Source organism: Nonomuraea sp. NPDC050680 (genome assembly GCF_040654555.1).
Lineage (GTDB): Bacteria > Actinomycetota > Actinomycetes > Streptosporangiales > Streptosporangiaceae > Nonomuraea.
Genome location: NZ_JBFAIF010000002.1, coordinates 39,678 through 64,747 on the forward strand (window position 1 = coordinate 39,678; position 25,070 = coordinate 64,747).

Sequence of the window (25,070 nt, forward strand, 5' to 3'; positions counted from 1 at the left end):
CTCAGAAAACTCCTACGGGATGAACGGGCCGATGAGGTCGGCGAACTCCTCCGGGGCGACGATCCGGACGCCCAGGCTCTCGGCCTTGGTTCGCTTGGAGCCCGCCTTCTCTCCGGCCACCAGGAGTGAGGTCTTCGCCGAGACGCTGGAGGAGGATTTGCCGCCCGCGCGTTCGATCAGCTCGTTCATCTGGTTGCGGCTCAGTGCCTCCAGGGCGCCGCTCATCGCGCCGGTGACCACGACGGACATTCCGGCCAGCGGCAACGCGGACGTGTCGCTCGCCTCGAGGTCGGCGGCCGGGTCGGCGGGTGGTGTCCAGCCCGGCTCGGTCATGGTGACGCCGGCCTTGACCAGCTTGTCGATGAGGTCGGCCAGTTCGATCAGCTCGGCCACCACCACCGGCGACTTCTCCGGGCCGATGCCCTCCACCGCTTGGATCGCCTCCGCGTCGGCCGTGCGGACGGCGTCCATGCTGCCGAAGTGCCGGGCGATGCGGCGGCTCATGGAGCGGCCGGTGCCGCGCACGCCCAGCGCGCAGAACACCCTGCTGAGCGGCTGCCCCTTGGCTCGCTCGATGGCGGCCAGCAGGTTGTCGGTGCTGGTCTCGCCCATCCGTTCCAGGTCCAGCAGTTGCTCGCGGGTCAGGAAGAACAGGTCGGCGAAGTCGACGATCAGGCCGGCGTCCAGCATCTGCTGGATCCGGTTCTCCGCCAGACCTTCGATGTCGAGCGTGTCGCGGCCGACGGCGTAGGCGATGGAGGCGATCGCCCGGCACTGGCGCCCGCGCACGCATCGCCAGCGCTCCTGCGAGGTGTCGATGGTGTCGCCGCACGACGGGCAGGCCTGCGGGATCTCGATCGGCCGCTCGTCACCGGTGCGCAGATGCACGACCGGGGCCTCGACGCGCGGGATGACGTCGCCGGCCTTGTAGACGGTCACGCTGTCGCCGAGCATCAGGCCGCGGCGGGTGATGTCGGCGACGTTGTGCAGGGTGGCGTAGGTGACGACGCTGCCGTCGAGCTCGACCGGCTCCAGCACGGCGCGCGGGGCGATGATGCCGGTGCGGCCGGTGTTCCACTCGACGCCGATCAGCTTGGTGATCTTTTCGGTGGCGGGCAGCTTGTAGGCGATCGCCCACCGGGGCGCGCGTGAGCTGAAGCCCGCCTGCGCCTGGTCGGCGGCGAGGTCGCACTTGATCACGATGCCGTCGATGCCGAAGGCCAGGTCGGCCCGCTTGGCGGCGATCTGCTCGACCCGCTCCTGGACCTGCTCCAGGCTGGTGGCGACGATCCCGCCGACGTCGGTGACGGCGGGAGTCTGCCCGCCCTGCCCGGCGACCCACGCCATGACCTCGCTGTGCGCCAGCTCGCGCAGTCGCGTGGCCAGCTCGGAAGAATCGTCGGGCAGCGGCAGTGCGCCGTAGCCGAAGAACGTCAGCTCGCACACGTAGGGCCGGTCCTGGGCACGCAGCGTGCCGGCGGCGGCGCTGCGCGGGTTGGCGAACGTGGTGCCGTCGTGCGCCTGGCGCTTGGCGCACGCCTGCTCGAACTGGGCCGCGGTCATCATCACCTCGCCGCGCAACTCCACCGTGACCGGCTCGGCCAGCCTGGCGGGCAACCCCACGATGGTGCCGATCGCGTGGCTCACGTCCTCACCCGCGACGCCGTCACCCCGGGTGACCAGCTGCGTCAGCCGCCCGCCACGGTAGCGGGCGGCGATCGCCAGCCCGTCGAGCTTCGGCTCCACGCTCCACGCCGTGACCGGCCTGCCCAGCCGGCGCTCCAGCGACGCGGCCCAGTCGGCCAGCTGCTCGGCGCCGAAGACGTTGTCCAGGCTCAGCATCGGGACCGTGTGCGGCACGTCGCCGACCACGGCGCCGCCGGCCACCTTGCCCGTCGGCGAGGTCGGCAGCACCTCGCCGGGATGCTCGGCCTCGTACGCCTGGATGCCCCGGACCAGCCGGTCGTAGGCGTCATCGTCGAGCGTCGACGTGCCGTCGCGGTAGTAGGCCGCGGCGGCGTCCAGGGCAAGCTGAACGGCCTCGGCGTAGGCGGTCTGATCAGCGAGCAGAGTGCTCGGGGGCGCGTCGGTCATGGTGACATCATCTCGCTCGGCACCGACAGTTTCCGACCGGCCGAACGCGGCTCCGCCAGGCGATCCGACCTGCTCCCCTGCCGGGGGATTAACAGCAGGTTTCGTCAGTGACACATGTGTATTGCCCGTTACGCCAGTGAGTTACATGTAACGAACGCACAGCCACGGATCGTCAAAGTGCGTAACGCGCGATTCCTACATTCGAGTTCTCGCCGCTGAGCGGCCGAGCGGCCGAGTGGCCGAGTGGGCCGAGAGTAGGAGGAACGATGGCGCGCTGGATCGCCGAGTGGCACCCCGATGACAAGGCCTTCTGGGAGGGCTCCGGCAAGCGGATCGCCCGGCGCAACCTCGCCTTCTCGATCCTGGCCGAGCATCTCGGATTCACGGTGTGGACGCTGTGGAGCATCGTGGCCGCCAAGATGGGCGCCTACGACTTCTCCACCGACCAGCTCTTCTGGCTGGTGGCGCTGCCCAACCTCATCGGCTCCGTGTTGCGCGTCCCCTACACCTTCGGGCCGGCCAGGTTCGGTGGCGCCACGTTCACCACGGTCAGCGCGCTGCTGCTGGTCATCCCCGCGGCGCTGCTCGGGCTGGCGGTCAGCGACCCGGGCACGCCGTACTGGATGTTCCTGGTGATCGCGGCGCTGGCCGGGGTCGGCGGCGGCAACTTCGCCTCCAGCATGGCGAACATCACCTACTTCTACCCGCGCTCGCGGCAAGGCGTGGCGCTCGGGCTGAACGCGGCCGGCGGCAACATCGGGGTCAGCTCCGTGCAGCTGGTCATGCCGCTGGTGATCGGCGGGTTCGGACTGGCCGCCGCCGGGTGGTTCTGGGTGCCGCTGGCCGTCGTGGCCGCCGTCTGCGCGTGGTTCTTCATGGACAACCTGTCGAGCGCCAGGGCCAAGCCGCGCGAGCAGCTGGCGGTGGCCGGGCGGGCGCAGACGTGGATCATGTCGTTCCTGTACATCGGCACGTTCGGCTCGTTCATCGGCTACTCGACGGCCTTCCCGCTGCTGGCCAAGAGCCTGTTCCCCGGCTCACCGTGGGCGGCGGTGGCCTTCGTCGGCCCGCTGTTCGGCTCGCTGATCAGGCCGGTGGGCGGCTGGCTGGCCGACAAGAAGGGCGGCGCGCCGGTGACCCTGTGGAACTTCGCCGCCATGGGCGTCGGTGTGGTCCTGGTCTGGTTCGGCAGCGCTTCGGGCGACTTCTGGCTGTTCTTCCTGGCCTTCCAGACGCTGTTCCTCACGGCGGGCGTCGGTAACGGCTCCACCTACCGGATGATCCCCGCGATCTTCCAGGCCAAGGCGGTGGCCGAGCGCGGCACCGGCGAGGAGGCCCTGATGTACGGCAAGCGGCAGGCATCCGCCGCCATCGGGATCATCTCCGCGGTCGGGGCGCTCGGCGGATTCCTCATCAACCGCGCGTTCGGCATGTCGTTCGCCGAGACGGGCAGCCCGGCCACCGCGTTCGTCGGGTTCGGCGCCTTCTACGTGGCCTGCTTCGCGCTCACCTGGTGGTGCTACACCCGCAAGGTCGGCGTCTCGCTGGTCGGCAGCCTGGCCCACGCCCGTGTCTGAGCACACCGCGGTGAAGCAGGTGACCGCGACCCACTGCCCGTACTGCGCCCTCCAGTGCGGCATGACGATCACCGCCACGGGGACCGACATCACGATCACCCCGCGCACCGACATCCCGGCCAACTCCGGCGGCGCCCTGTGCCAGAAGGGCTGGACGGCGGCCGAACTGCTGACCAACGGCGAGCGCCTGACCACGCCGCTGCTCCACGGCCGGCCTGTGGCCTGGGACACCGCCCTCGACTACGTGGCCGACCGGCTGATCGCCATCCGCGCCGTGCACGGCCCCGACGCCGTGGCCGTGTTCGGCGGCGGCGGGCTGACCAATGAGAAGGCGTACCAGCTCGGCAAGTTCGCCAGGGTCGCGCTCGGCACCAGCCAGATCGACTACAACGGCCGCTTCTGCATGTCGTCGGCCGCGGCCGCCTCGCTCAGGGCGTTCGGGCTGGACCGCGGCCTGCCGTTCCCTATCACCGACCTGGCCGAGACCGACGTCGTCCTGCTGGCCGGCGGGAACGTCGCCGAGACCATGCCGCCCTTCGTCCGCCACCTGACCGGGCCGCGGCTCATCGTCATCGACCCCCGCCGCACCGCGACGGCCAAGCTGGCCTGGCTGCACCTGCAGCCCACGCCGGGCACCGACCTGGCGCTCGCCCTCGGGCTGCTGCACCTGGTCATCGCCGAAGGGCTCGTCGACGAGGACTACGTCGCCGCCAGGACCTCGGGCTTCGAGCAGGTACGCACCTCGCTCGCGTCCTGGTGGCCCGAGCGGGTCGAGCGCGTCACCGGCGTGCCGGTGGCCAGGATGCGCGAAGCCGTACGCGCGCTCGCCTCGGCCGGACGGGCCGCCGTGCTCACCGGGCGGGGGGCCGAGCAGCACGCCAAGGGCACCGACACCGTCACCGCGTTCATCAACCTGGCCCTGGCGCTGGGGCTGCCCGGCCGCCCCGGCTCCGGGTACGGCTGCCTGACCGGGCAGGGCAACGGCCAGGGCGGCAGGGAGCACGGTCAGAAGGCCGACCAGCTGCCCGGCTACCGCAAGATCGACGACCCGGCCGCCCGCGAGCACGTCGCCGCGATCTGGGGCGTACGACCCGATGAGCTGCCCGGCCCGGGACGCTCGGCCTACGAGCTGCTCGACGCGCTCGGGACGCCCCAGGGGTCGCGCGCCCTGCTGGTCTTCGGCTCCAACCCGGTGGTCTCCGCGCCGCGCTCCGCGCACGTGACCGAGCGGCTCGACGCGCTGGACCTGCTGGTGGTCTGCGACATCGTGCTGTCGGAGACGGCCGCGCGGGCCGACGTGGTCTTCCCCGTGACGCAGTGGGCCGAGGAGACCGGCACGATGACGAACCTCGAGGGCCGGGTCCTGCTGCGCCGCCAGGCCGTACCCGCTCCCGAAGGGGTCAGGAGCGACCTGGAGATCATCCGGGAGCTGGCCGACCGGCTCGGCCACCGGTTCTCGGCCGAGCCGCGCGAGGTGTTCGAGGAGCTGGGCCGCGCCAGCGCGGGCGGGGTGGCCGACTACGCGGGCATCACCTACGAACGGATCACCGAGGAGACCGGCGTGTTCTGGCCGTGTCCGTCGCCGGACGACCCCGGCCGACCGCGCCCGTTCCTCGACTCCTTCGCCACCCCCGACGGCCGCGCCAGGTTCGTGCCCGTCGAGCACCGGCCCGCGGCCGAGGAACCCGACGACGACTACCCGATCTACCTGACCACGGGCCGCGTGCTGGCCCAGTACCAGAGCGGCGCGCAGACCCGCAGGATCGCCGCCCTGTCCAAGGCCGCGCCCGAGCCGTTCGTCGAGCTCCATCCCGACCTCGCCGAGCAGTTGGCCATCACCGCCGGAGACGTCGTGCGGGTGCTCAGCCGGCGGGGCGAGAGCACGGGGGTCGCCAGGGTCAGCGACGCGATCAGGCGCGACACCGTCTTCATGCCGTTCCACTGGGAGGGAGCCAACCGTCTGACCAATCCCGCGCTCGATCCGTCATCGCGGATGCCGGAGTTCAAGGTCTGCGCCGTCAGGGTGGAGAAGGTCGCATGAGGCTCGTCGTAGTGGGGAACGGAATGGCCGGATCGCGGCTGGTCGGCGAGGTGCGGGCACGTGATCCGCACATGCCGGTCACCGTGTTCGGTGCCGAGACCTGGCAGCCCTACAACCGGGTGCTGCTGTCCAACGTCCTGGCCGGGAGCTCGGGTCCCGACCAGGTGCGGCTGCTCGACCCGAGCTGGTACGCCACGCACGGCGTCGAGGCCGTCTTCGACACCGAGGTGGTGCGCGTCGACAGGAGCGCCCAGACGGTGATGACCGCCGACGGGCGGAGCACGCCGTACGACGTGCTGGTCCTGGCCACCGGCAGCGAGGCGGTCGTCCCGCCGGTGCCGGGAGCCGAGCTGGCGATCCCGTTCCGCACGCTCGACGACTGCCACCGCATCCTGGCGGCGGCCGAGCACGGACGCAGGGCGGTGGTGGTCGGCGGCGGCCTGCTCGGCATCGAGGCCGCGCGGGGGCTGGCCGGGCGCGGCCTGCCCGTGACGCTGCTGCACCTGGCCGACCACCTGATGGAGCGGCAGCTGGACGCGGAGGCCGGGCTGGTGCTCGGCGAGACGCTCACCGGGCTGGGCGTGGACATCCGCACCGGCGTGACGGCCGAGGCGATCCTGGAGGAGGGCGTGCGGCTGGCCGGCGGCGAACTGGTCGAGGGCGACCTCGTCGTGCTGGCCTGCGGCGTACGGCCCATGACGGCATTGGCCAAGGAGTCGGGCCTGTCCGTACGGCGGGGCATCGTCGTGGACGACGAGATGCGTACCGAGGACCCGGCGGTGTTCGCCATCGGCGAGTGCGCCGAGCACGAGGGCACCGTCTACGGCCTGGTCGCCCCCGCCTGGGAGCAGGCGGCCGTCGCCGCGGAGATCATCACCGGCGGCAAGGCGCTCTACCGGGGCTCGCGGCTGGTGACCAGGCTCAAGGCCAGGAGCGTCGAGCTGGCCGCGATGGGCGAGACCCACCTCACCGAGGAGCACGCCGAGGTGGTGCGCTTCACCCATCGGGCCCGCGGTACCTACCGCAAGCTCGTCATCCGCGACGGCCGGCTGGTCGGCGCGATCCTGCTGGGCGACACCGACGCCGTCGGCACGCTGACCCAGCTGTTCGACCGTGGCGGGCCGCTGCCGGGCGACCGGGCCGGGCTGCTGTTCCCCGGCCTGGGGGCGGTCACCGTGGCCGACAGCCCGGTGCTGATGCCCGACGCGGCGAAGGTCTGCCAGTGCAACAACGTCACCAAGGGCCAGATCAGGGCGTGCTGGGAGGCCGGCGCGCGGGACGTGGCCGGAGTGGCGGCCGCGACCAGGGCCACGACCGGGTGTGGGACGTGCCGGGATGCCGTGGAGGGCATCGTCGGCTGGCTGTGTGAGCAGGAAGGGATCTCGGCATGAACAAGATCGTTGTCGTCGGTTACGGACCCACCGCCCACCGGCTCGTCGAAACGCTGCACGAGCGGGGCTTCGGCGGCCAGGTCACGGTGATAGGCGAGGAGCCCCGCCCCGCGTACGACCGGGTGGCGCTGACCTCCTACCTGTCGGGGACCAGCGTCGAGGACCTCACCTACCCGGTGCCGCCGGGCACGGTGACCAGGCTCGGCGGGCGCGTCACCGGGATCGACCGCGAGGCCCGCACGGTCACGCTGGCCGACGGATCGGCCGAACCGTACGACGTGCTCGTGCTGGCGACCGGGTCGGCGCCGTTCGTGCCGCCGGTGCCGGGCGCGGAGCACGCCTACGTCTACCGGACGATCGACGACCTCGACGCGATCAGGATGGCCGCCAAGGACGCGACCGAGGGCGTGGTGGTCGGCGGCGGGCTGCTCGGCCTGGAGGCCGCCGACGCGCTGCGCGGGCTCGGGCTCAAGACGCACATTGTGGAGATGAGCCCCTGGCTGATGCCCCGGCAGGTCGACGAGGGCGGCGGCTCGGTGCTCAAGAGCCACATCGAGGGGCTCGGGCTCAGCGTGCACGCGGGCGCGGGCGTCCAGGAGATCGTCGCGGGCGAGCGCGGCGTCACCGGGCTGCGCAAGCCCGACGGAACGCTGCTCGACGCCCAGATCGTCGTCTTCTCCGCCGGCATCAGGCCGCGTGACGAGCTCGCCCGCGCCAGCGGGCTGGACGTCGGCGAGCGCGGCGGCATCACGGTGGACGCCGGGATGCGCACCTCGGACCCGGCGATCTACGCGATCGGCGAGTGCGCGCTGGCGGGCGGCATGGTGTACGGGCTGGTCGGGCCGTGCTTCACCATGGCGGAGGTGGCCGCGGACCGCATCCTGGGCGGGGCCGCCACCTTCGAGGGGGCCGACATGTCCACCAAGCTGAAGCTGCTCGGTGTCGAGGTGGCGCAGTTCGGCGCGATGGACGGGGCGCTCGACGTCACCTACATGGACCCGGTGGCCGGCGTCTACAAGAGACTGTTCATCAGCGACGACGCCAAGACGCTGCTCGGCGGCATCTGCGTCGGCGACGCCTCGCCGTACGGGTCGCTGCGGCCCTTCGTCGGCAAGCCGCTGCCCGCGCCGCCGTCCGACCTGCTGTTCACCGGGTCGGGGGCGGAACTGGACCTGCCCGACGACGCGCAGGTGTGCTCGTGCAACAACGTCTGCGCGGGGACGGTCCGCACCGCCATCGCCGACAAGGCGCTCACCGACGTGCCCGGGATCAAGGCGTGCACGCGGGCGGGCACCACCTGCGGGAGCTGCGTGCCGATGCTCAAGCAGCTCCTGGAGAAGTCCGGGGTCGAGCTGAGCAAGGCGCTGTGCGAGCACTTCACCTACTCCAGGGCCGAGCTGTACGACATCGTCAAGGTGCGCGGCATCACCACGTTCTCGGAGCTGGTCTCCGCGCACGGGCAGGGCAGGGGCTGCGACATCTGCAAGCCGGCCGTGGCCTCGATCCTCGCCTCGCTGCACAACGGGCACGTCCTCGACGGCGAGCGGGCGGCCCTGCAGGACACCAACGACGCCTTCCTGGCCAACATCCAGAAGAACGGCACCTACTCGGTCGTCCCGCGCATCCCCGGCGGCGAGATCACGCCCGACAAGCTCATCGTGATCGGTGAGGTGGCCCGCGACTTCGGCCTCTACACCAAGATCACCGGAGGGCAGCGGATCGACCTGTTCGGGGCCCGCGTCGAGCAGTTGCCGCAGATCTGGCGGCGGCTCGTGGACGCCGGCTTCGAATCGGGCCACGCGTACGGCAAGGCGCTGCGGACGGTGAAGTCGTGCGTCGGCTCGGCCTGGTGCCGGTACGGCGTCCAGGACTCCGTCGGCCTGGCCATCGACCTGGAGCTGCGTTACCGCGGCCTGCGCGCGCCGCACAAGCTCAAGTCGGCCGTGTCCGGCTGCGCCCGTGAGTGCGCCGAGGCCCGGTCGAAGGACTTCGGGGTCATCGCCACCGAGCAGGGCTGGAACCTGTACGTCGGCGGCAACGGCGGCTTCAAGCCGCGCCACGCCGACCTGCTGGCGGCGGATCTGACCACCGAGGAGCTGATCAGGACGATCGACCGGTTCGTCATGTTCTACATACGGACGGCCGACCGGCTGCAGCGCACCGCCGCCTGGCTGGAGTCGCTCGACGGCGGGCTCGACTACCTGCGGCAGGTGATCATCGAGGACTCCCTGGGGATCTGCGCCGAGCTGGACGCCCAGATGGAGTACCACGTCGCCACGTACGTGGACGAGTGGCAGACGACCATCGACGATCCGGACAAGCTCGGCAGGTTCGTGAGCTTCGTCAACGCGCCCGGGGTCCCTGACCCGTCCATCGTCTTCGAGACCGAACGCGACCAGATCAAGCCCGTGGAGGTGGCTGCGCGATGAATGGTTGGATCCCTGTCTGTGGTTATCAGGGGCTGCTGCCGGAGCGGGGGGTGTGCGCTCTGGTGGAGGGCCGGCAGGTGGCCGTCTTCCGTACGTTCGACGGCACGGTGCACGCGATCGGCAACCTGGACCCGTTCAGCGGGGCGCAGGTGTTGTCGCGGGGGATCGTCGGCACCCGGCAGGGGGAGCCGACTGTGGCGTCGCCCCTGCACAAGCAGGTGTTCTCACTGGTGAGTGGGGTCTGTCTGGATGAGCCGGAGATCTCCGTACCGGTCTATCCGATACGGGTGGAAGCCGGGCTGGTACAGGTGGGTACGGGCGCCTAGCGGACGCCCGGTCGCTTCTATGGTTCGGCCAACACGTCCGCCGGTGGGTACACGTGGGCCGTCTGATGTCCCACCGGCAGGACACAGCGCCGGTCGGAGTCGACGCTGTCGCAGCGCTCCGCATCGTCGCGTTGCGGCAGGGGCTCGGGCTCGGGCTCGGGGGTAGTGCTCAGGATCGTCTCCAGGTGCGGCACTCGTTGGACGCTATCGGCGAGGCGGCGGCGGTTTGGTCGCGGCCCGGCAACGATCCAACCTCTGAACGATCTCATCAACTTCTGTGAAGGTTACTGTGAGCAATCCCAGGGACTGAGGCGGCAGCTGGTAAAGGGGTCGTCCGAAGTGGACAAATGGTGCATTCGTGACGGCTTTTGCGGGGAATCACCCCGCTATGAGCACAAAATCCCAGGCCAGAGCACTCCTGCTGGCGGCAGTCGTCCCGGCGTTGCTCGTCACGGGCTGTGCCGCGGGCGGTAACGATATGCGACTCATGGGCGCGGCCGCATCGCCGATGCCCTCCGAATCAGGCCCGAGTCCCTACGGATCGGAGTCGGGCAGCATGAGCCCGATGCCGTCCGAGTCGGGCAACATGAGCCCCGAACCATCGGCCTCCGAGAGCGCGTCGATGGCGCCGATGACCTCGCCGCGCGCGGCCGTACAGGCGTTCTTCGACGCTGCCAAGGCCGGCGAGGCGGACAAGGCCGTCGAGGCGTTCGCCACCGACGGCTTGGCGGCCGCGGAGGGCAAGCCGACCGCGCAGGGCACCGACGCGCTGACGACCCTGTTCAAGGACATGTTCAAGACGAAGATGATCGCCACGCACACCTTCGACGAGACACGCATGGCGGGCGAGGTGGCCTTCGTCCGGACCACCAGCACCGAGGGCAGCGAGAAGTACCGCGAGTTCTTCCTCCTCAAGAAGTCCGACGGCGAGTGGAAGATCGAGCGCTTCATGAACAACTCCGCGTCGAAGTGAGCGGACCGGTGACACGCCCATCAGCGGCCGTAAGCCCCTGACAGAACCAGCCCCGAGCGAGACCATGGCCGCCACAGTGGCGGCCATGGTCATGCGCGGTGAGCCTCAGGGCGAATTAGCGTGGGGGCATGCAGGATCTTTCGGCGTTTCAGCATCCGCGCTTCGCTCGCATGTACGAGCGGCTCAGCGCCGAGGCCGAGCGCCACGGCATGACCGGGCTGCGGCGCCGGTTGCTGTCCGGGCTCAGCGGCCGGGTGGTGGAGGTGGGGGCCGGAAACGGGCTGAACTTCCCGCACTATCCTCCCCAGGTGTCCGAGGTCGTGGCCATCGAACCGGAGGACCGGCTGCGCGCGCTGGGGGAGCGGGCCGCGGCCCTGGCGCCGGTGCCCGTCACCGTGGTCCGGGGGCATGGCGGTTCCCTGCCGTACGACGCCGGGTCGTTCGACGCGGCCGTGGTGTCGCTGGTGCTGTGCTCCGTCCCCGACTCGGCCGTGCTGCTGGCCGAGCTGCGCAGGGTGCTCAGGCTGGGCGGCGAGTTGCGCTTCTTCGAGCACGTACGCTCGGCGAACCCGGTCCGGGGCGTGCTGCAGGATCTCATCACTCCGCTGTGGCGGCTGATGGCCGGAGACTGCCGTCCCAACCGGGACACCGCGGCGGCGATCCGGGAGGCGGGGTTCGTGATCGAGGACGCCGACCGGTTCGTCCACCGGGCCACACCGGGGTCGCCCGCCCTGACCCACATTCTCGGCCTGGCCCGCAGACCTTAGCGGCCCTTAGGCCGTCAGAGGTCGCGTTCCTGCTGGTCGAGGATGGCGACGGAGATCGACACGGCGGCGCCGGGATCGCCGTCCTCGATCGCCCGCAGCAGCTCCTCATGCGACCCGTCGAGCACCAGCGCCGCCTGCTCCATGTGGCGGACGCTGTCGCGCAACGCCTCGCTCATGCTGCGGTAGAGGTCGCCGAGGAGCGGGTTGTGCGCCGCGTCCGCCACCCGCAGGTGGAAATCGACGTCCGCGTCGGCGAACGCGTCCACGTCGCCCGCCCGCCCGGCCGCGTCCCGCCGCACGAGCGCCTCGCGCAGGCCGGTGAGGTCCTCGTCGGTCCGCTTCCCGGCGGCCAGCCGGGCGGCCACCATGTCGAGGCCGCGCCGCACGTCGATGATGTCCATCGCGGCCGCCTTGGCCAGCCGCCTGCCCAGCGCGACCTGCGACTCGTCGACCGCCGTGACGTACGTGCCGTCGCCCTGGCGGGTGGTCAGCAGCCCGGAGTGGGCCAGCACGCGTACGGCCTCCCGCACCGAGAGCCGGCTCATGCCGAGGGTCTCCGCGAGCCGGAGCTCGGACGGGATCTTCGTCCCCACCGGCCAAGCGCCGCTGGTGATCTCCCCCCGGAGCTCCTCGATCGCGGCGTCCACGAGGGAGGTCCGCGCCACGTTTCGCATGAGCCGTTCGCCGATTCTCAGTGATTGCCTGACTAGGAACCGTATCCTAAGCGGCCGCCAGGTGATCGGACAGCTGTCCTGCTCCCAGGGTCAGCGCTCGCAGACGAGACCGTCGCCGTCGCGGTCCTGGTACCAGGCGTACTCGGGGTCCACACCCTTCCGGTACGGGCCGTACCCGGCGGCGTTCGCGTCACCGCAGGTCCGGTAGCGCGGGTCGTTGCCGCCAGAAGTCGGAGTGGGAGTGGGAGTCGGGGTTGTGGTCGTGGTGCCGGTGTCGCACTTGCCGGACCAGATGCGCAGCTTCTGCCGCTTGGCCACGGCCTCCTCGCTCCGCATGACCTTGATGTAGCGGTCGTTCGGTTTGACCAGGACCGCCTTCGCGTAGCCGTACCGGACGAGGTTGCGGTTGACGTGCACGCCCTTGGCGTTCCACACATAGAACAGCCGGCGGCCGAAACCGTCGGTGGGCTTCTTGTCGGCGAGGACGTAGGCGAGCCGGCCGACCGGCAGCAGCGCCGCCGTGCGCTGGGTCGCGGCCTTGCCCCAGCACTGGCCGCGCTCGGGAGTGTCCGACTCCAGGAACATGACGCGCGTCTTCTTGCCGTCGCCGGTGGTGACGTCGATCGTGTCACCGTTCACGATCTTGGCCACGCGTACGCTCATCGCGCCCTTCGGCACTCCGGCGGGAGGTCCGGCGGCGTACGCGGGAGCGGGAACGGCGAGCAGGACGACGGCGGTGAGGATGACGACGCGCATGGGCCCTCCAGGGGATCGGGATGAAGAGGACGCCTCATCGCTCACGGAGGTGCACTCACGTCACTGGCCGGATGCGGCCATATCCGCCCGACACGCCCCTGCACGTAGGCGCACCGGATCTTGTCAGGCCCCTTGGCGGGTGAGAGATTGCGGGTACTTTGGCGCCCATCGTCTCGGAGGACACGCGTGCCTCAATTACGCCCGGCCCTCATCGCAGTCACCCTCACCCTGGCGATCGCGAGTCCCGCGCAAGCGGCCGCCGGACCCAGGATCACCGTTGAGAACGGCCGTACGCAGCCGGTCTTCTCCTACGCGGACGCCGTCCGCGAATACGTCTACGTCGAGTCGAGCGTCGACAGCGATTCCGACGGCCGACTGGACAGGGTACGCGTCGACATCATCAGGCCCAAGGAGTCCGGTCCCCGGCTCAAGGTGCCGGTGATCATCGACGAGAGTCCGTACTACGACAATTCTGGACGCGGCAACGAGGCCGAGCGGAAGGTCTACGACGCCGCCGGGAATGTCACGAAATTTCCGCTCTTCTATGACAATTACTTCGTGCCGCGCGGCTACGCCGTCCTGAACGTCGACATGCTCGGCACCACCAAGTCCGAGGGCTGCCCGGACATCGGCGGCAAGGCGGACGTCCTGGGCGGCAAGGCCGTCGTGGACTGGCTGAACGGCCGGGCCAAGGCCTACCGCGCGGACGGCACCCAGGCCGTGGCCGACTGGACCACCGGCAAGGCCGGGATGATCGGCAAGTCCTACGACGGCACGCTGGCCAACGCCGTCGCCGCCACCGGCGTGCGCGGCCTGGAGACGATCGTGCCGATCTCGGCGATCAGCTCCTGGTACAAGTACCAGCGCTCCAACGGCGTGGTCTACAGCTACGACTACGCCTCCTGGCTGGCCAACTACGTCGACACCGACCCCGAGCCCAAGTGCCAGGCCGTACGGGATCGCATGGACGCCGAGGACGGCGACGACACGGGCGACTACAACGCCTTCTGGGCCGAGCGCGACTACGTCAACGGCCTGCTCGGCGACGCCTCCAAGGTCAGGGCCAGCGTCTTCGTGGTGCACACCGCCAACGACCTGAACGTCAAGCCGGACAACTTCTCCACCTGGTGGCAGGCCCTGGCCAAGCGGAACGTACCGCGCAAGATCTGGGTGGGCCAGTACCAGCACGTGGACCCCTTCGACTTCGAGGGCCGCAGGGACGTGTGGGTGGACACGCTGCACGGCTGGTTCGACTACTGGCTGCAGGGCGTACGCAACGGGATCATGAACGCCCCGCGCGCCGACGTGCAGACCGGCCCGACGCAGTGGATCACTCAGCGCGACTGGCCGGCGCCGTTCGCGACGAACGTCCCGCTCCGCCCGGCCGCCGACGGCTCGCTCGGCCTCCTCGCCGCCAGGCGCGATGCCAGCGCGTCCTTCACCGACGTGCCGCTCGACGAGGAGGAGATGATCGCCGACGTCGGTACGGCCAAGCCGGGCCGGGTGGCGTTCACCAGCGGCGCGCTCCCGCTCGACCTGCGCCTGTCCGGCACGCCCACGGCCGACCTGCGGGTCAAGCTCGACAAGCCGGCCGCCAACCTGACCACCCTGCTCGTCGACTTCGGCGAGGCGAACCGCGTCGACTGGGGGCGCGGCCAGGGCATCACCACGCTCGCCGAGGAGGACTGCCACGGCGACAGCACCGCCGCCGACGACGCCTGCTACCGCAAGGTGGCCACGAACACCGTGACGCGGCCCGCCGAGATCGTCGCCCGCGGCTGGATCGACATCCAGAACCGCGACTCGCTCAGCGCGTCGTCGCCGCTGCCGGTCGGGACGTGGGGCAGGGTCAGGTGGCAGACGCTGCCGCACGACTACACCTTCCGGAAGGGACACCGGATCGCCCTGGTGGTCGCGGGCACCGACACGACGTACACCTCTGAGGCGGGCACCGGCGCGAACGTCACGCTCGACCTGGCCAGGAGCAGTGTGATCGTGCCGTTCACGCAGGGGGCACCGCTGGTGGACGTGCCCAAGGACACGACCCGGTTCCGCGGGCCGGCGCGGATCGACCTGCCGGAGCCAGACAACTCCTTCTTCTAAGTTCGCGCTGTGGTGGCGGGTCCTCCAGCCACCACATAGAGGTTCATCCGGAGCCGGGCAGCGGCTGGTGCTGGACTCCCTCGCCGCCGGTGGCGGGCCAGCCGCAGTTCGTCCAGTAGCCGCTGCCCTTGCCGTCCGCCACGTACGATCCCTTGGCGTTGGCCACGGTCCAGGACAGGCGCAGGGTGAGGGTCCCGCTGCCGCGCACGAGGCCCGTCGCGCTCTGGCCGTCGCCGCCGGAGGTGCCGGTCCACCGTACGGTGACCTTGCCGAACTCGGTGGCGGGCGGCCCCGGGCAGCCGGGCCGCGACGCGGGCGCCTGGACGCGGAACGCGTGCGCGGAGACCGCGATCCCCTTCGGGGCGGACACCGCGCTGATCTTGCAGCTGCCCGGACAGACCAGCCCGAATGATCCGGTACGGCGGCTGCCCAGGTTGATCGACGACGGCGACAGCCTCGCGACGGGTGGTCTGGGGTCGGCCAGGGCCACCTTCTGCGGCCGGATCTCGCCGGTGGCGGTGTCGCTCAGCCTGGAGTCCGGGGTGGACGGCATGGCAGTGGCCGTCGGGGCCGCTGTCACGTCGGCCGGCGGTGGGACCACGGTGGGGTTGAGCATGACGTTGGGGGTGCTCCCCGGCGGTACGGCCGGGGCGCTGCCGGGTCCTGACAGCTTGGTCTGCGTCGCGGGCATCTCGGGGCGGTGGCGGCTCTGGATGCCGGACCAGGCGAGGCTCGCCACCAGCATCCCGGCGCCGACCAGCAGCCCCACTGTGGCCACGGACCGGATGGAGAACCGGCCGTCGGACTCGTACTCACCCGGGCGGTTGCGCCAGAACTCGGTCTGCTGCTCGTCCGGACGGTCACGCCAGAACTCCGACCCCGGGCCGTCCGGCTCGTCGTTCCCCGTGCCGCCGTCGATGCTCTGGGTCGCGACCAGCAGGTCTCGGTGCTCGCCGGTGGCCATGACCAGGGCGTCTCGGAGCGTGGCCGCGGTCGTGAACAGGGCCTCCGCGCGGGCGTCCGCCGTCATGGGGAACGGCTGGTCCCGGCGGGTGCCGGGGGCGGCGATCAGGGCGTCCCGTTGGGCGCTCGCGATCAGGGCGTCCGTAGCCGGGGTCGCGCTCTGGGCGCCGGGATGAGTGCCCGTCGTGGCGAACTGTCCGTTTCGGTGGGTTCCAGCGGTGGCGGTCTGGGCGTTCCGGTGGGTGTCGGGAACAGAGGTGTCCCGGCGGTTACCAGGAGCGGTCGCGTCCCGGGGCGGGCTCGTGGTCGTGGCGTCCCGGCGGCTGCCCGGGGCCGACGGGGCCGGGCGGCTCCTGGCGGCGGGGGTGTCCCGGCGGGTGCCGCTGGCCGCGACGAAGACGCCCTGCCGGTCGCGGGCGGTGGCCACCAGGACGTCCCGCTGGCGATCCCCGAAGGGGTGACGACCACGCGGTCCGGCACCGGCCGGTCCACGATCGGACGCTGCGGGCGGCGCCTGGCCGTTCGACGTGCTGGGGGGTGCCTGGCCGTTCGATGTGCCGGGCGGTGCTTGGCCGTTCGAAGCGTCGCGCACGGGCGGGTCGCCAATGGGGGCGCTCGGCACGGGCGGCCCGCCGATGACCAGCCCGGGGAGCCGCAAGACCGGTTCCGGCGGAGGGCTGGTTCGGGCGTCACGCGGGGGAGCGGCAGGCGCCTCACAGATGGGAGCGGCCAGGAGACCGGGAGCGGATGGGCCCGTGGCCGGAGCGCGCCGTGGGAGGACCCCGGCAGCGGGCTTCCGGGCGAGCGGAACGGTGGTCTCGTGTTCGAGGGCCGCCGCGATCGCATCCGGATCGGACCGCTGGTGCGGGATGGCGGTCGGGGCGTCGCTGCGGGGTGGGGCAGACGCCGGGGTGCTGGAGCGGGGCGGGGCAGGGGTGGGGGCGCGATGGCTCCGGTGGGGTTTGCGTTCCTGGCCGGCGGCAGCCGCGCCCGCCGCCGGCCAGGCGCTACCCCTGATCGCCGCCGTGGGGTCGGCGATCGGGGAGATCAACATCGGAGCGGCCTCGACCAGCCCCCGAACCTGCACGGGGAACCCGTCCACCCGCCACAGCTCGCCCGCGTCCGGAAGCGGCTGGGCCCACGTCAGGCGGTCGCGCAGCGTGGGGGGAGCGGTGGCGATGGGCAGCTCGCGCAGCAGTGTGGCCGCCACCACGGCCCGGGGCGCCGCCCGGCACGTGGGGCAGGTGGGAATGTGGCGGCTGATGCCGGCCCGGTTGCGCCGCGTGGGCGTCGTCGCCCAGGCCGTCACCTTGGCCGCGAGCCGGCCACAACCGTTGGCCGCCCGCGCGGCGATGACGGCGGAGAACCAGCGCTCGACCCCGCGGGCCGCCTCGGTCACGATGGCGTCCACGTCCGGCGGCGTCACATCGAAGATGACGGCGATCTCCTGATGCGCGAGGCCGTGCCGTACGGACAGGTCCAGCAGCTCCCGCTGCGGGCCGTCCAGCGCGCGCAGGGCCTCGGGCAGCAGGTCCGGCATCCGGCCGGAACGCGACCACGAGCCGATGCTCGCCGGGCCGGCCACGGCCGCGCGATGCGCCCGGGCCAGCCCATAGAGCCACGGCCGCAGCAGGGAGGAGTCGACGACCCGGTGCGTGTGGCCGTACGCCGACAGCAGCGCCCCGGCGACCGCCAGCTCGGCCTCGCCCTGGGCGAGCTCCGTGCGGCAATAGTCATAGAGGTGGGATCCGTACTCGTCGCACAGCTCGCGGATTTCCTCGCGTACGTCGTCGGTCAGTGTCCGCCACATCACCCGTGCCACCTCCTTGGTCGAAAAGCAGAGCCTCCGGAAGCCTCAGCCGGGTAACTGCTCCGCGATCTCCGTAGCCCAGTAGGTGATCACGCTCCCGGCGCCCGCCCGGCGGATCGCCGTGAGGCTCTCCCGGATGGCCCGGTCGCGCATGAGCCACCCCTGGGCGGCGGCGGCCTCGATCGCCGCGTACTCGCCGGAGGTCTGGTAGGCGGCGACCGGCACGTTGACCGCGTCGGCCACCATGCGTACGACGTCCAGATAGAGGCCCGCCGGTTTGACCATCACCATGTCGGCCCCCTCCTCGATGTCCAGGAGCACCTCGCGCAGCGCCTCGCGGCTGTTGGCGGGGTCCTGCTGGGCGGTCGAGCGGGTGCCGGTCAGGCGCGATTCGACGGCGTCGCGGAACGGGCCGTAGAAGGCGGAGTCGTACTTGGCGGCGTAGGCCAGGATCGCCACCCGATGGTGACCGGCCTGGTCGAGCGCCTGGCGGACGGCGGCGACCTGGCCGTCCATCATGCCGCTCGGGGCCACCACGTGGGCGCCCGCGTTGGCCTGGGCGATGGCGACCTGGGCGTAGGCGCGCAGGGTGGCGTCGTTGTCGACGTCGCCGGTGGCGTCGAGGACGCCGACCTGGCCGTGCTCGGTGTATTCGTCCAGGTTGATGTCGCTGATCACCACGGTGGCGTCGCCGACCTCGGCGGCGACGTCGGCGATGGCCAGTTGCGCGATGCCGGACGGGTCCCAGGCGCCGTACCCCTCGGGGTCCTTGGCGGCCGGGATGCCGAAGATCAGCAGGCCGCCGACGCCGGCGGTGGCCGCGGCCGAGGCCGCCTTGCGCAGGCTGTCGCGGCTGTGCTGGACCTGGCCCGGCATGCTGGGGATCTCTCGGGGTTCGTCGAGTCCTTCGCGGACGAACAAGGGCTGGATCAGGTCGGCCGGGTGCAGCCGCGTTTCGGCGACCAGCCCGCGCAGGGCGGAGGTGCGCCGCAGGCGGCGGGGACGGTCTGCGGGGAAGCTCATGGGTTCTAGCCTCCGATTACCTTGCCGAGAAAAACACGTTCCGCGTGCCTGACGGCGTCCGCGGGCGGGAGCCGGAACCAGTAGCCGGAGGTGCTGCGCGCGGTGATGTTGAGCCGGCGCAGCTGGCACAGGTGTTCGGCCGTCTTGACCGCCAGCCCGTCCGGGTCGATCACCGGCAGGCCGTGCAGTTCGTGCACCCCTAGGTGGACGAGGATCTCGTTCGGTATGCCTTCGGCGGGGACCAGCCACTGCGCCCCCGCGTCCGCCGCCCGTTTCGCGGCCTTCGTGTACGCGGCCAGCAGCGGCCCGAAGTCCTCGGCCAGGGCCCGCTGGACGAGGGTGGTGCCGTCCTCCACCACCTGATAGGAGGCCAGGTCGGCGCCCGCCGCCCGGATGTTGTCGGTGATGGGCTCGGCCAGATGCGGGATGAAGCCGATCAGGCCCAGCCGGTGGCGTTCCATGCGCGCCGCCTGCCAGACCGCGTCGCCGTAGCCGACCACGGGGATCGACACGCGCGAGCGGGCGGCGGCCAGCCCGGGGTCCTGCCCCGCGCCGCTGATCCAGGCCACGCATCCGTCGCGTTCGGCCGCCACGGCCGTCTGCGCGAAGTAGTTGCCGAACAGCAGTCCCAGCTGGCCGTAGCCGACCAGGTGCTCGGGCAGGTCGGTGCCGTATGTGTCGGCCGGCAACGTGTGGATCTCCACCTCGGTGCCGGGTTCGGTGATCTTGGATAAGTGCTCGGCGTAGAGCTTGTCCAGCAGCGCGGAACGACCCTCGACGGTGTGTTTCTGGAACCAGATGCGCATGTCAGCCATGCCTCACGTGAGATTGATGGGGCATTGTGTCGAGCATCGAGGCTTGCGCCAGGTAGGCGCGGGTGGACTCCGGATCGCCGGCGATGGCGCGCAGTCCCGCCATGGCCGCCGCGAGCTTGGTGTTGTCTCTGTCCTGTACGCCGGCCACCCGCGCCTCGCTGCGCGGGATCACCCGGTTGACCAGTACGGTGCGCCGCCGCCAGGCCCACGCGTCCAGCGCGGCGGGTGCGGTGAATCCGCCGAGCACGGCCGCGAGCACCTGGCCGATCTCGACGGCGTCGTGGATGCCGGCGTTCATGTTCAGGCCGCCGGCCGTGGAGGTCAGGTGGGCGGCGTCACCGGCGAACAGCACCCGCCCGCACCGGTAGTCGCCCAGCACGCCGCGGGCCAGGCTGTAGCGGTCGGCCCCGATCACGCGGATCGGCGCCTGCTCGGTGGGCAGGGCACGAAACAGCAGCTTGGCCACGTTCTGGGGATTGAGCGGGTCGCGGGCATCGTGCGGGATCCTGAGGATGATCCGCCAGTGATCGGGCAGCGCCAGCAGGCTGCACGACTGCCGGGAGTCGCGGATGTAGGTCAGCGGCGCCAGGCCGGGCAGCAGCGCGTCGAGCGGTGAGTCGGTGAAGATCCGCAGCGCCTGCGTCGGATACTCCGAGCGGGGGAACGGCAGGCCGAGCGAACTGCGGACGGTGCTGTGCGCGCCGTCCGCCGCGACCACGTAGCGGGCCCGCGCCCACGTGCGGCCGATGCGCAGCCGGACGCCCGTGCCGCCCTCGGCCACTCCGTCGACCGGGGTGCCGAAGCGCACGTCCGCCTCCGGGTAGGCCGACAGCGCCTCCAGCAGCAGCGCGGTGAGCGTGGACTGCTCGGCGTGCAGCCGGAACGGGTGCTGGGTCAGGCCGTCGAGGCTGCCCATCAGCATCTCGGCCAGCACCCGGCCCGCCCGGTCACGCCATTGCACCCGCTCCACCACCCGGCCTCGGGCGATCAGCGCGGTGGCGATCCCGAGCTCCTCCAGCAGGTCGAGCGTGGCCGGGTGGAAGGTCGAGGCGCGCGACTGGCGGCCGAGGCCCGGCTCCCGTTCCAGCACCGTCACCGGCACTCCGGCGCGGGCCAGGGTGAGCGCCGCGGTCAGCCCGACCGGGCCCGCGCCGACCACCGTGACGCCGTTCATGACGGCCGGCCCTGTGCCACCGGGCGGTGCGGCACCCGGCTGAGGGTGACCGGCTGACCGGTCGCGTGCGCCAGCGCCCACCAGGCGCTGCACAGGTTCGAGGTGAGCAGGATCCGGTCGTTTCCGGCGCCCAGGGGGCCCAGCGCGGGCAGCGTGGACATCCCGGTGCCGCTGAACAGCACCACCGCGTCGGACGGCACGCCGGCCTGCTCCACCTGCTCGACCAGCTCGTTCGGCGTGACGTCGTACGGTGAGAAGCCGCCCTGCGCCCTGACCGGTATCACGCGGGAGACGTGCAGACCGGCCGCAGCCCAGAAGCGTTCGGCGAGTTCGGTGAGCCAGGGCTGATACGGCGAGACGAGCACGAACTCCTGCGCCCCGATGTGCTCCAGCGCCTCCCGCGTCGCCAGGGTCGCCGAGGCGAACGGTATGCCCGCCTCACCGCTCAGCTTGTCGCACCTCGCTCGGTCTTCCTCGGGTGCGAACAGATATCGCGAGCCGCTGCATGCCATGACCAGTGCGTCGAGCGGCAGGTCGCCGAACGAGCAGATCATCGCGGGCAGGACCTCGTTGTAGCTCTCCAGCCGCTCCGCCAGGGTGAGGCCGGGGCGTACCGGGAAGCGGCTGACGTACATGTCGGCCCGGGACCCGAACAGGCGCGCCAGTTCGGGCTCCACCGACGGGTTCGCCGGCGGTACGAACACGCCGACCCGGCCCCGGCTCATCCCGCGCTCCCGGCCGGACCGAAAGCGGGCAGTTCCAGCGAGAACAGCTCACGTAAGGCGTCCGCGTAGGTCTCTCCCAGGGGGGAGCCGGCATAGCTGGTCACCCGGTTGATCGGCTCGTACAGGAAGGCGTCGACCACTCGCTGGACGGCGTCCCTGATCTCGGCGCGGGCGGCGGCGTCCAGGCCGGGGGCACGGGAGGTCAGCCGTCCGAGCTCGGCGTCCGCGACGGCGGCCGCCTTGCGCTTCAGTGCTTGTACGACGGGGACGGTAGGCGGTACCGGCACCGTGGGGACCATTCTGGAACCGTAGGGGCAGCGGAACGCCATCCCCGGAACGGTCCCGGCCTCGCCGGCGGTCGCCGGGCGGGTCAAGGTGGCGGGCATCAGCAACCCGACCAAGCCGCGGCCCAGAACGCCGCCTCTCGACGCGCCCGCGTCTCGTCCCGGTCGGTGAGGACGAGCTGTATCTCGCCGCGCTCCACGCCTAGGAGATCCACCGCTGCCCCGATCACGGTATCGGCGAACTCCCGTTGCCTGTCGACTGCCAGTCCTGCTGGGGATTCGACCTGGATGGTGAGCATGAGTACCTCCTGCGAAGGAGCCTGGGGGGTTCAGAGCACGTGGTGAAGCACCTGGTCGATCACGCTGATCGCCTGGTCCGACACCTGCCGTATGTGACGAAGCCGATGGACGGTGCGCGCCGTCAACTCGGGCGGGGTCTGCGGAGGCACAGCGGCCGCCTGGGTGGGGATGCTGTGCGTAGGCATGGCCTGCATAGGGATGGCCTGAGTAGCCTGCGTAGGCATGGCCTGTCGAGGAATGGTCTGTAGAGGGATGCTCTGGCGTGGGATGCTCGCGGGCTGTGTGTCGTCTGTATCGGGCGCCGCACTGGACGGCAGTACGTGCCTGGGCGAACGCACTTCATAGGGGTGCGGGTACGGCCTGCGGGTCTCGTTCGCGAGCATGATCACTCCTATCAGCGCTGGTCAAGGGCCCGGAACTCGGACGGATCGCGGACACCGAAGCGGGCCAGCTCGTGCTCGGCCTCGCTGCGGACCTGGACGAAGCTGTCGCGGAGCTCGGCGAGCAGGCCGCGCAACACGACCAGCTCCGCCTCCGCTTCGCGCAGGGAGGGACGGCGTGGCCGGTTGCTGGTGGCCGCGACGGCTACGCGGATCAGCGCCGCGACGCCGAGCAGAACCGCCACCGCCAGGCAGGCCACCAGCACCGTGGAGAAGCCCGGCATCGGTCCGGCCAGCATGGGATGGTCCACCAGCACCGAGGCGCCGGCCACGCCGATGGCTCCGCCGAGCATGCGCGCGGTGTTGATCGCGCCGACCGCCGAGGCGTACTGGCTGGGGTCGGCGGCCATCGAGCCGACCATGAACGTTCCGGTGGACAGGAAGCCGAACCCAGTGCCCAGCATGACCGCCCCCAGCAGGCACCACAGGTTCGGGTGCGGCTGGGCCAGCATCAGCGCACAGCCCGTGCCGAGGATGAGGGCACCGCCGTAGATGACGCCGTTGATGCCGATGCGCCGGCTGATCGGTGCGGCCACCGGGCTCGACACGATCATGGCGATGGAGATCGGGGTGAGCCAGAGGCCGATGGTGCTCGCGTCGAACTCGGCGTTGCGCAGGTAGAGCGGTCCCATGGCCAGCACGACGAAGGATGCGGCTCCGTACATGCAGGAGGTGGCACCGGCCCACAGGAAGCCGGGACGCCGCCACAGGCTCATGTCGATCGCTCCGGCGCGATGCCGCCACGAGATCGCGATGGCCAGGGCCAGGAGCAGCCCGCCGCCTCCCGCGCACGCCAGCGTGCGTACGGAGGTCCAGCCCCACAGGCTGCCCTGGGAGATGGCCAGCACCGCTCCCGCGACCGCGCCGATCAGCAGGACCGCGCCGAACAGGTCGGGTACGCCCTGCCTGGTGCCGCGGTTGCGGGGCAGCGCGGGGGTGAGCATCAGCAGCGCCGCCGCGAGTCCCGCGCCGGGCAGGTACAGGCCCCGCCAGCCGTACTCGGTCAGCAGCCAGCCACCGCCCGCCTGCAGGGCCAGGGCCCCGATGCCGGACGACGCGCTCCACAGCGCGATGGCTCCGGCACGGCGGTTGGCGGGCAGCTCGCCGAGCAGCAGCGCCAGCGAGGCGGGGAACATCAGCGCCGCGCCCACTCCCTGCGCCACCCGTCCGGCCAGGAGCAGGGTCCAGGACGGGGCGGCGATGACCGTCGTCGCGCCCAGCCCGTACAGGGCCAGCCCGAGCGCGAGCACGCTGCGCCGGCCCAACAGGTCGGCGAAGCGTCCGGCGGTGGCGAGCAGTGCGGCGACCGCGGCGAAGTTGACCGTGCTCACCCAGGTGATCTCGGACAGCGGCAGGGCGGCCGCCAGCGGGTCGCGGCTGAGCACGGGGATCGCCAGCGTCGTCGCGGTGCTGTCCGCCATGATCGCGACCACCACCCCGGAGGCGACCAGCCGAAGTACGGCGAATCGCCCCCGGAGCCGGCGAGCCGGCGGCATCGCGGGCACCATCGTGGGACCGGCGACGCCCTCGCGGATGGGCGTCAAGGTCATCGTGCCGACTCCGCGTAGCTGAGCTCGGCCTCGACGGGGGCCGGGACGGGTTCGGCGGGAACCGGCGCCGGGCTGTTGTTCGGCACGCTCGCGGCGACGACCCGCTCGGACAGGCCGACGTCCCGGCCGTTCACGCGGATCCTGGTCGACACCTCGCCGCCGGCCAGCGTGAGGGCGACCTGCGTGGCCAGGCTCAGGTGCTCGGCACAGCGGCGGGCCACCTTGGCCTCCAGACCGGCGATCTGCGCCAGCCGGAGCCGCAGCGACTCCACGGTCGCGGTGCGTTCGAGGCCGTCGAGATCGGCGAGCCGGTCAGGCCAGCGCAGCGAACGGCTGATCTGCTCCTCCACCTCGAGGACGATCTCGTCGATGGACAGGTCCCGGTCCTTCAGCGGGTTGGCGATCATGACGGCCATGACCGCGGTCTGGTCGAAGTCGGCCAGCCGGCCCCGCAGCGCCGAGGCGAGCATGCGGGCGCGGTGGTGCAGGCAGTCGGCGCCCCAACCGAGCACCAGCAGGCGATCGGCGCTCGCCTCCGTGTGCCATCCGGCGAGCCTCAGCTCGCGGGCCATCCGGTGTTGCACGCTCCAGCGGTCAGGGGTGTCCTCCACCCAGACCTGTACGCCGCCGAGTGGCAGCTCCACTACATGGATCACGTTCCTTTCAGGGGCCGCCCGAGCGCAGACGCGTCTGATCACGCTGGCCTGCGCGGGGGGAGCCGGATTCTTCGAGAACCAGGAACGGACCTTGGAATCGACGGAATCGACGGTCACGTCCGGCCACCTCCTCGCCGGAGACACTCCAGAACCCTCCGGCTGTCAAGTCTCACTTACCACGATCAGTACGATAGTGGGT

At 71.4% G+C, this 25,070-nt stretch carries 21 protein-coding genes; 8 read left to right on the forward strand and 13 right to left on the reverse strand.

Annotated elements, in window-relative coordinates:
• Nucleotides 1–12 precede the first annotated feature (12 nt).
• A complete protein-coding gene (gene ligA, locus AB0H88_RS06765) occupies nucleotides 13–2,094 on the reverse strand; it encodes an NAD-dependent DNA ligase LigA (protein ID WP_357642120.1) in 2,082 nt (693 codons plus the stop codon).
• Between the two features lie 266 nt (nucleotides 2,095–2,360).
• On the opposite strand from ligA, the gene AB0H88_RS06770 reads away from it, so the two are divergent.
• The 7 genes from AB0H88_RS06770 to AB0H88_RS06800 all read left to right on the forward strand — a co-directional run bounded on the left by AB0H88_RS06770 (nucleotide 2,361) and on the right by AB0H88_RS06800 (nucleotide 11,598).
• Nucleotides 2,361–3,671, forward strand: coding sequence for an MFS transporter (locus AB0H88_RS06770; RefSeq protein WP_357642122.1), 1,311 nt, complete (start codon nucleotides 2,361–2,363; stop codon nucleotides 3,669–3,671).
• Between the two features lie 19 nt (nucleotides 3,672–3,690).
• Entirely contained in the window at nucleotides 3,691–5,712 is a 2,022-nt protein-coding gene (locus tag AB0H88_RS06775; RefSeq protein ID WP_357643141.1) for a molybdopterin-dependent oxidoreductase, read from the forward strand.
• Nucleotides 5,709–7,103: an FAD-dependent oxidoreductase gene (locus AB0H88_RS06780; protein WP_357642124.1), complete on the forward strand. Its 1,395-nt coding sequence runs from the start codon at nucleotides 5,709–5,711 to the stop codon at nucleotides 7,101–7,103. The genes AB0H88_RS06775 and AB0H88_RS06780 overlap by 4 nt, the downstream gene beginning before the upstream one ends.
• Entirely contained in the window at nucleotides 7,100–9,532 is a 2,433-nt protein-coding gene (gene nirB, locus AB0H88_RS06785; RefSeq protein ID WP_357642126.1) for a nitrite reductase large subunit NirB, read from the forward strand. The genes AB0H88_RS06780 and nirB overlap by 4 nt, the downstream gene beginning before the upstream one ends.
• Nucleotides 9,529–9,858 (forward strand): nitrite reductase small subunit NirD, encoded by a 330-nt coding sequence (gene nirD, locus AB0H88_RS06790; protein WP_357642129.1) that lies wholly within the window; start codon nucleotides 9,529–9,531, stop codon nucleotides 9,856–9,858. Before nirB ends, nirD begins: the two co-directional genes overlap by 4 nt.
• Before the next feature lie 388 nt (nucleotides 9,859–10,246).
• Nucleotides 10,247–10,831, forward strand: a complete 585-nt coding sequence (locus tag AB0H88_RS06795; protein WP_357642132.1) for a nuclear transport factor 2 family protein — start codon at nucleotides 10,247–10,249, stop codon at nucleotides 10,829–10,831.
• A 128-nt stretch (nucleotides 10,832–10,959) separates the two neighbouring features.
• Nucleotides 10,960–11,598, forward strand: coding sequence for a class I SAM-dependent methyltransferase (locus AB0H88_RS06800; RefSeq protein WP_357642133.1), 639 nt, complete (start codon nucleotides 10,960–10,962; stop codon nucleotides 11,596–11,598).
• A gap of 14 nt (nucleotides 11,599–11,612) precedes the next feature.
• Here the strand turns inward: AB0H88_RS06800 and AB0H88_RS06805 are convergent, their stop codons facing one another.
• Entirely contained in the window at nucleotides 11,613–12,272 is a 660-nt protein-coding gene (locus AB0H88_RS06805; RefSeq protein WP_357642136.1) for a FadR/GntR family transcriptional regulator, read from the reverse strand.
• 90 nt (nucleotides 12,273–12,362) lie between these two features.
• Nucleotides 12,363–13,028 carry an excalibur calcium-binding domain-containing protein gene (locus AB0H88_RS06810; RefSeq protein WP_357642137.1) on the reverse strand — a complete coding sequence of 222 codons (666 nt, stop codon included), beginning with the start codon at nucleotides 13,026–13,028 and terminating at the stop codon, nucleotides 12,363–12,365.
• 186 nt (nucleotides 13,029–13,214) lie between these two features.
• Here AB0H88_RS06810 and AB0H88_RS06815 point away from each other — a divergent pair, with 186 nt between their 5' ends.
• A complete protein-coding gene (locus AB0H88_RS06815; RefSeq protein ID WP_357642140.1) occupies nucleotides 13,215–15,131 on the forward strand; it encodes a Xaa-Pro dipeptidyl-peptidase in 1,917 nt (638 codons plus the stop codon).
• 43 nt (nucleotides 15,132–15,174) lie between these two features.
• Here the strand turns inward: AB0H88_RS06815 and AB0H88_RS06820 are convergent, their stop codons facing one another.
• The 10 genes from AB0H88_RS06820 to AB0H88_RS06865 all read right to left on the reverse strand — a co-directional run bounded on the left by AB0H88_RS06820 (nucleotide 15,175) and on the right by AB0H88_RS06865 (nucleotide 24,871).
• Nucleotides 15,175–17,904: a hypothetical protein gene (locus AB0H88_RS06820; RefSeq protein ID WP_357642141.1), complete on the reverse strand. Its 2,730-nt coding sequence runs from the start codon at nucleotides 17,902–17,904 to the stop codon at nucleotides 15,175–15,177.
• 45 nt (nucleotides 17,905–17,949) lie between these two features.
• Nucleotides 17,950–18,927 carry a porphobilinogen synthase gene (gene hemB / locus AB0H88_RS06825; protein ID WP_357642143.1) on the reverse strand — a complete coding sequence of 326 codons (978 nt, stop codon included), beginning with the start codon at nucleotides 18,925–18,927 and terminating at the stop codon, nucleotides 17,950–17,952.
• A 5-nt stretch (nucleotides 18,928–18,932) separates the two neighbouring features.
• On the reverse strand, nucleotides 18,933–19,742 hold the full coding sequence (locus tag AB0H88_RS06830; protein ID WP_357642145.1) for an aspartate/glutamate racemase family protein: 810 nt from the start codon (nucleotides 19,740–19,742) through the stop codon (nucleotides 18,933–18,935).
• Nucleotides 19,735–20,916, reverse strand: coding sequence for an FAD-dependent oxidoreductase (locus AB0H88_RS06835; protein WP_357642147.1), 1,182 nt, complete (start codon nucleotides 20,914–20,916; stop codon nucleotides 19,735–19,737). The genes AB0H88_RS06830 and AB0H88_RS06835 overlap by 8 nt, the downstream gene beginning before the upstream one ends.
• Nucleotides 20,913–21,641, reverse strand: coding sequence for a hypothetical protein (locus AB0H88_RS06840; protein ID WP_357642149.1), 729 nt, complete (start codon nucleotides 21,639–21,641; stop codon nucleotides 20,913–20,915). Before AB0H88_RS06840 ends, AB0H88_RS06835 begins: the two co-directional genes overlap by 4 nt.
• On the reverse strand, nucleotides 21,638–22,027 hold the full coding sequence (locus tag AB0H88_RS06845) for a hypothetical protein (protein ID WP_357642152.1): 390 nt from the start codon (nucleotides 22,025–22,027) through the stop codon (nucleotides 21,638–21,640). The genes AB0H88_RS06840 and AB0H88_RS06845 overlap by 4 nt, the downstream gene beginning before the upstream one ends.
• A complete protein-coding gene (locus AB0H88_RS06850) occupies nucleotides 22,027–22,224 on the reverse strand; it encodes a hypothetical protein (protein ID WP_357642154.1) in 198 nt (65 codons plus the stop codon). Before AB0H88_RS06850 ends, AB0H88_RS06845 begins: the two co-directional genes overlap by 1 nt.
• Before the next feature lie 30 nt (nucleotides 22,225–22,254).
• Nucleotides 22,255–22,410, reverse strand: a complete 156-nt coding sequence (locus AB0H88_RS06855) for a hypothetical protein (protein ID WP_357642155.1) — start codon at nucleotides 22,408–22,410, stop codon at nucleotides 22,255–22,257.
• Nucleotides 22,411–22,619: 209 nt separating this feature from the next.
• The gene (locus tag AB0H88_RS06860; RefSeq protein ID WP_357642157.1) at nucleotides 22,620–24,215 is read right to left on the reverse strand and encodes an MFS transporter; all 1,596 of its coding nucleotides are present in this window, start codon (nucleotides 24,213–24,215) and stop codon (nucleotides 22,620–22,622) included.
• Nucleotides 24,212–24,871, reverse strand: coding sequence for a hypothetical protein (locus AB0H88_RS06865; RefSeq protein WP_357642159.1), 660 nt, complete (start codon nucleotides 24,869–24,871; stop codon nucleotides 24,212–24,214). The genes AB0H88_RS06860 and AB0H88_RS06865 overlap by 4 nt, the downstream gene beginning before the upstream one ends.
• Nucleotides 24,872–25,070: the final 199 nt, after the last annotated feature.

Bases quoted from the DNA above. Each gene is read 5' to 3' on its own strand.
- AB0H88_RS06780 (WP_357642124.1), top strand. From the start codon at position 5,709: ATGAGGCTCGTCGTAGTGGGGAACGGAATGGCCGGATCGCGGCTGGTC.
- AB0H88_RS06860 (WP_357642157.1), bottom strand. From the start codon at position 24,215: ATGACCTTGACGCCCATCCGCGAGGGCGTCGCCGGTCCCACGATGGTG.
- AB0H88_RS06830 (WP_357642145.1), bottom strand. From the start codon at position 19,742: ATGGCTGACATGCGCATCTGGTTCCAGAAACACACCGTCGAGGGTCGT.
- AB0H88_RS06795 (WP_357642132.1), top strand. From the start codon at position 10,247: ATGAGCACAAAATCCCAGGCCAGAGCACTCCTGCTGGCGGCAGTCGTC.
- AB0H88_RS06855 (WP_357642155.1), bottom strand. From the start codon at position 22,410: ATGCCTACGCACAGCATCCCCACCCAGGCGGCCGCTGTGCCTCCGCAG.
- nirB (WP_357642126.1), top strand. From the start codon at position 7,100: ATGAACAAGATCGTTGTCGTCGGTTACGGACCCACCGCCCACCGGCTC.
- ligA (WP_357642120.1), bottom strand. From the start codon at position 2,094: ATGACCGACGCGCCCCCGAGCACTCTGCTCGCTGATCAGACCGCCTAC.
- AB0H88_RS06770 (WP_357642122.1), top strand. From the start codon at position 2,361: ATGGCGCGCTGGATCGCCGAGTGGCACCCCGATGACAAGGCCTTCTGG.
- AB0H88_RS06845 (WP_357642152.1), bottom strand. From the start codon at position 22,027: ATGCCCGCCACCTTGACCCGCCCGGCGACCGCCGGCGAGGCCGGGACC.
- AB0H88_RS06805 (WP_357642136.1), bottom strand. From the start codon at position 12,272: ATGCGAAACGTGGCGCGGACCTCCCTCGTGGACGCCGCGATCGAGGAG.
- AB0H88_RS06840 (WP_357642149.1), bottom strand. From the start codon at position 21,641: ATGAGCCGGGGCCGGGTCGGCGTGTTCGTACCGCCGGCGAACCCGTCG.
- AB0H88_RS06820 (WP_357642141.1), bottom strand. From the start codon at position 17,904: ATGTGGCGGACACTGACCGACGACGTACGCGAGGAAATCCGCGAGCTG.
- AB0H88_RS06810 (WP_357642137.1), bottom strand. From the start codon at position 13,028: ATGCGCGTCGTCATCCTCACCGCCGTCGTCCTGCTCGCCGTTCCCGCT.
- hemB (WP_357642143.1), bottom strand. From the start codon at position 18,927: ATGAGCTTCCCCGCAGACCGTCCCCGCCGCCTGCGGCGCACCTCCGCC.
- AB0H88_RS06850 (WP_357642154.1), bottom strand. From the start codon at position 22,224: ATGCTCACCATCCAGGTCGAATCCCCAGCAGGACTGGCAGTCGACAGG.
- nirD (WP_357642129.1), top strand. From the start codon at position 9,529: ATGAATGGTTGGATCCCTGTCTGTGGTTATCAGGGGCTGCTGCCGGAG.
- AB0H88_RS06835 (WP_357642147.1), bottom strand. From the start codon at position 20,916: ATGAACGGCGTCACGGTGGTCGGCGCGGGCCCGGTCGGGCTGACCGCG.
- AB0H88_RS06800 (WP_357642133.1), top strand. From the start codon at position 10,960: ATGCAGGATCTTTCGGCGTTTCAGCATCCGCGCTTCGCTCGCATGTAC.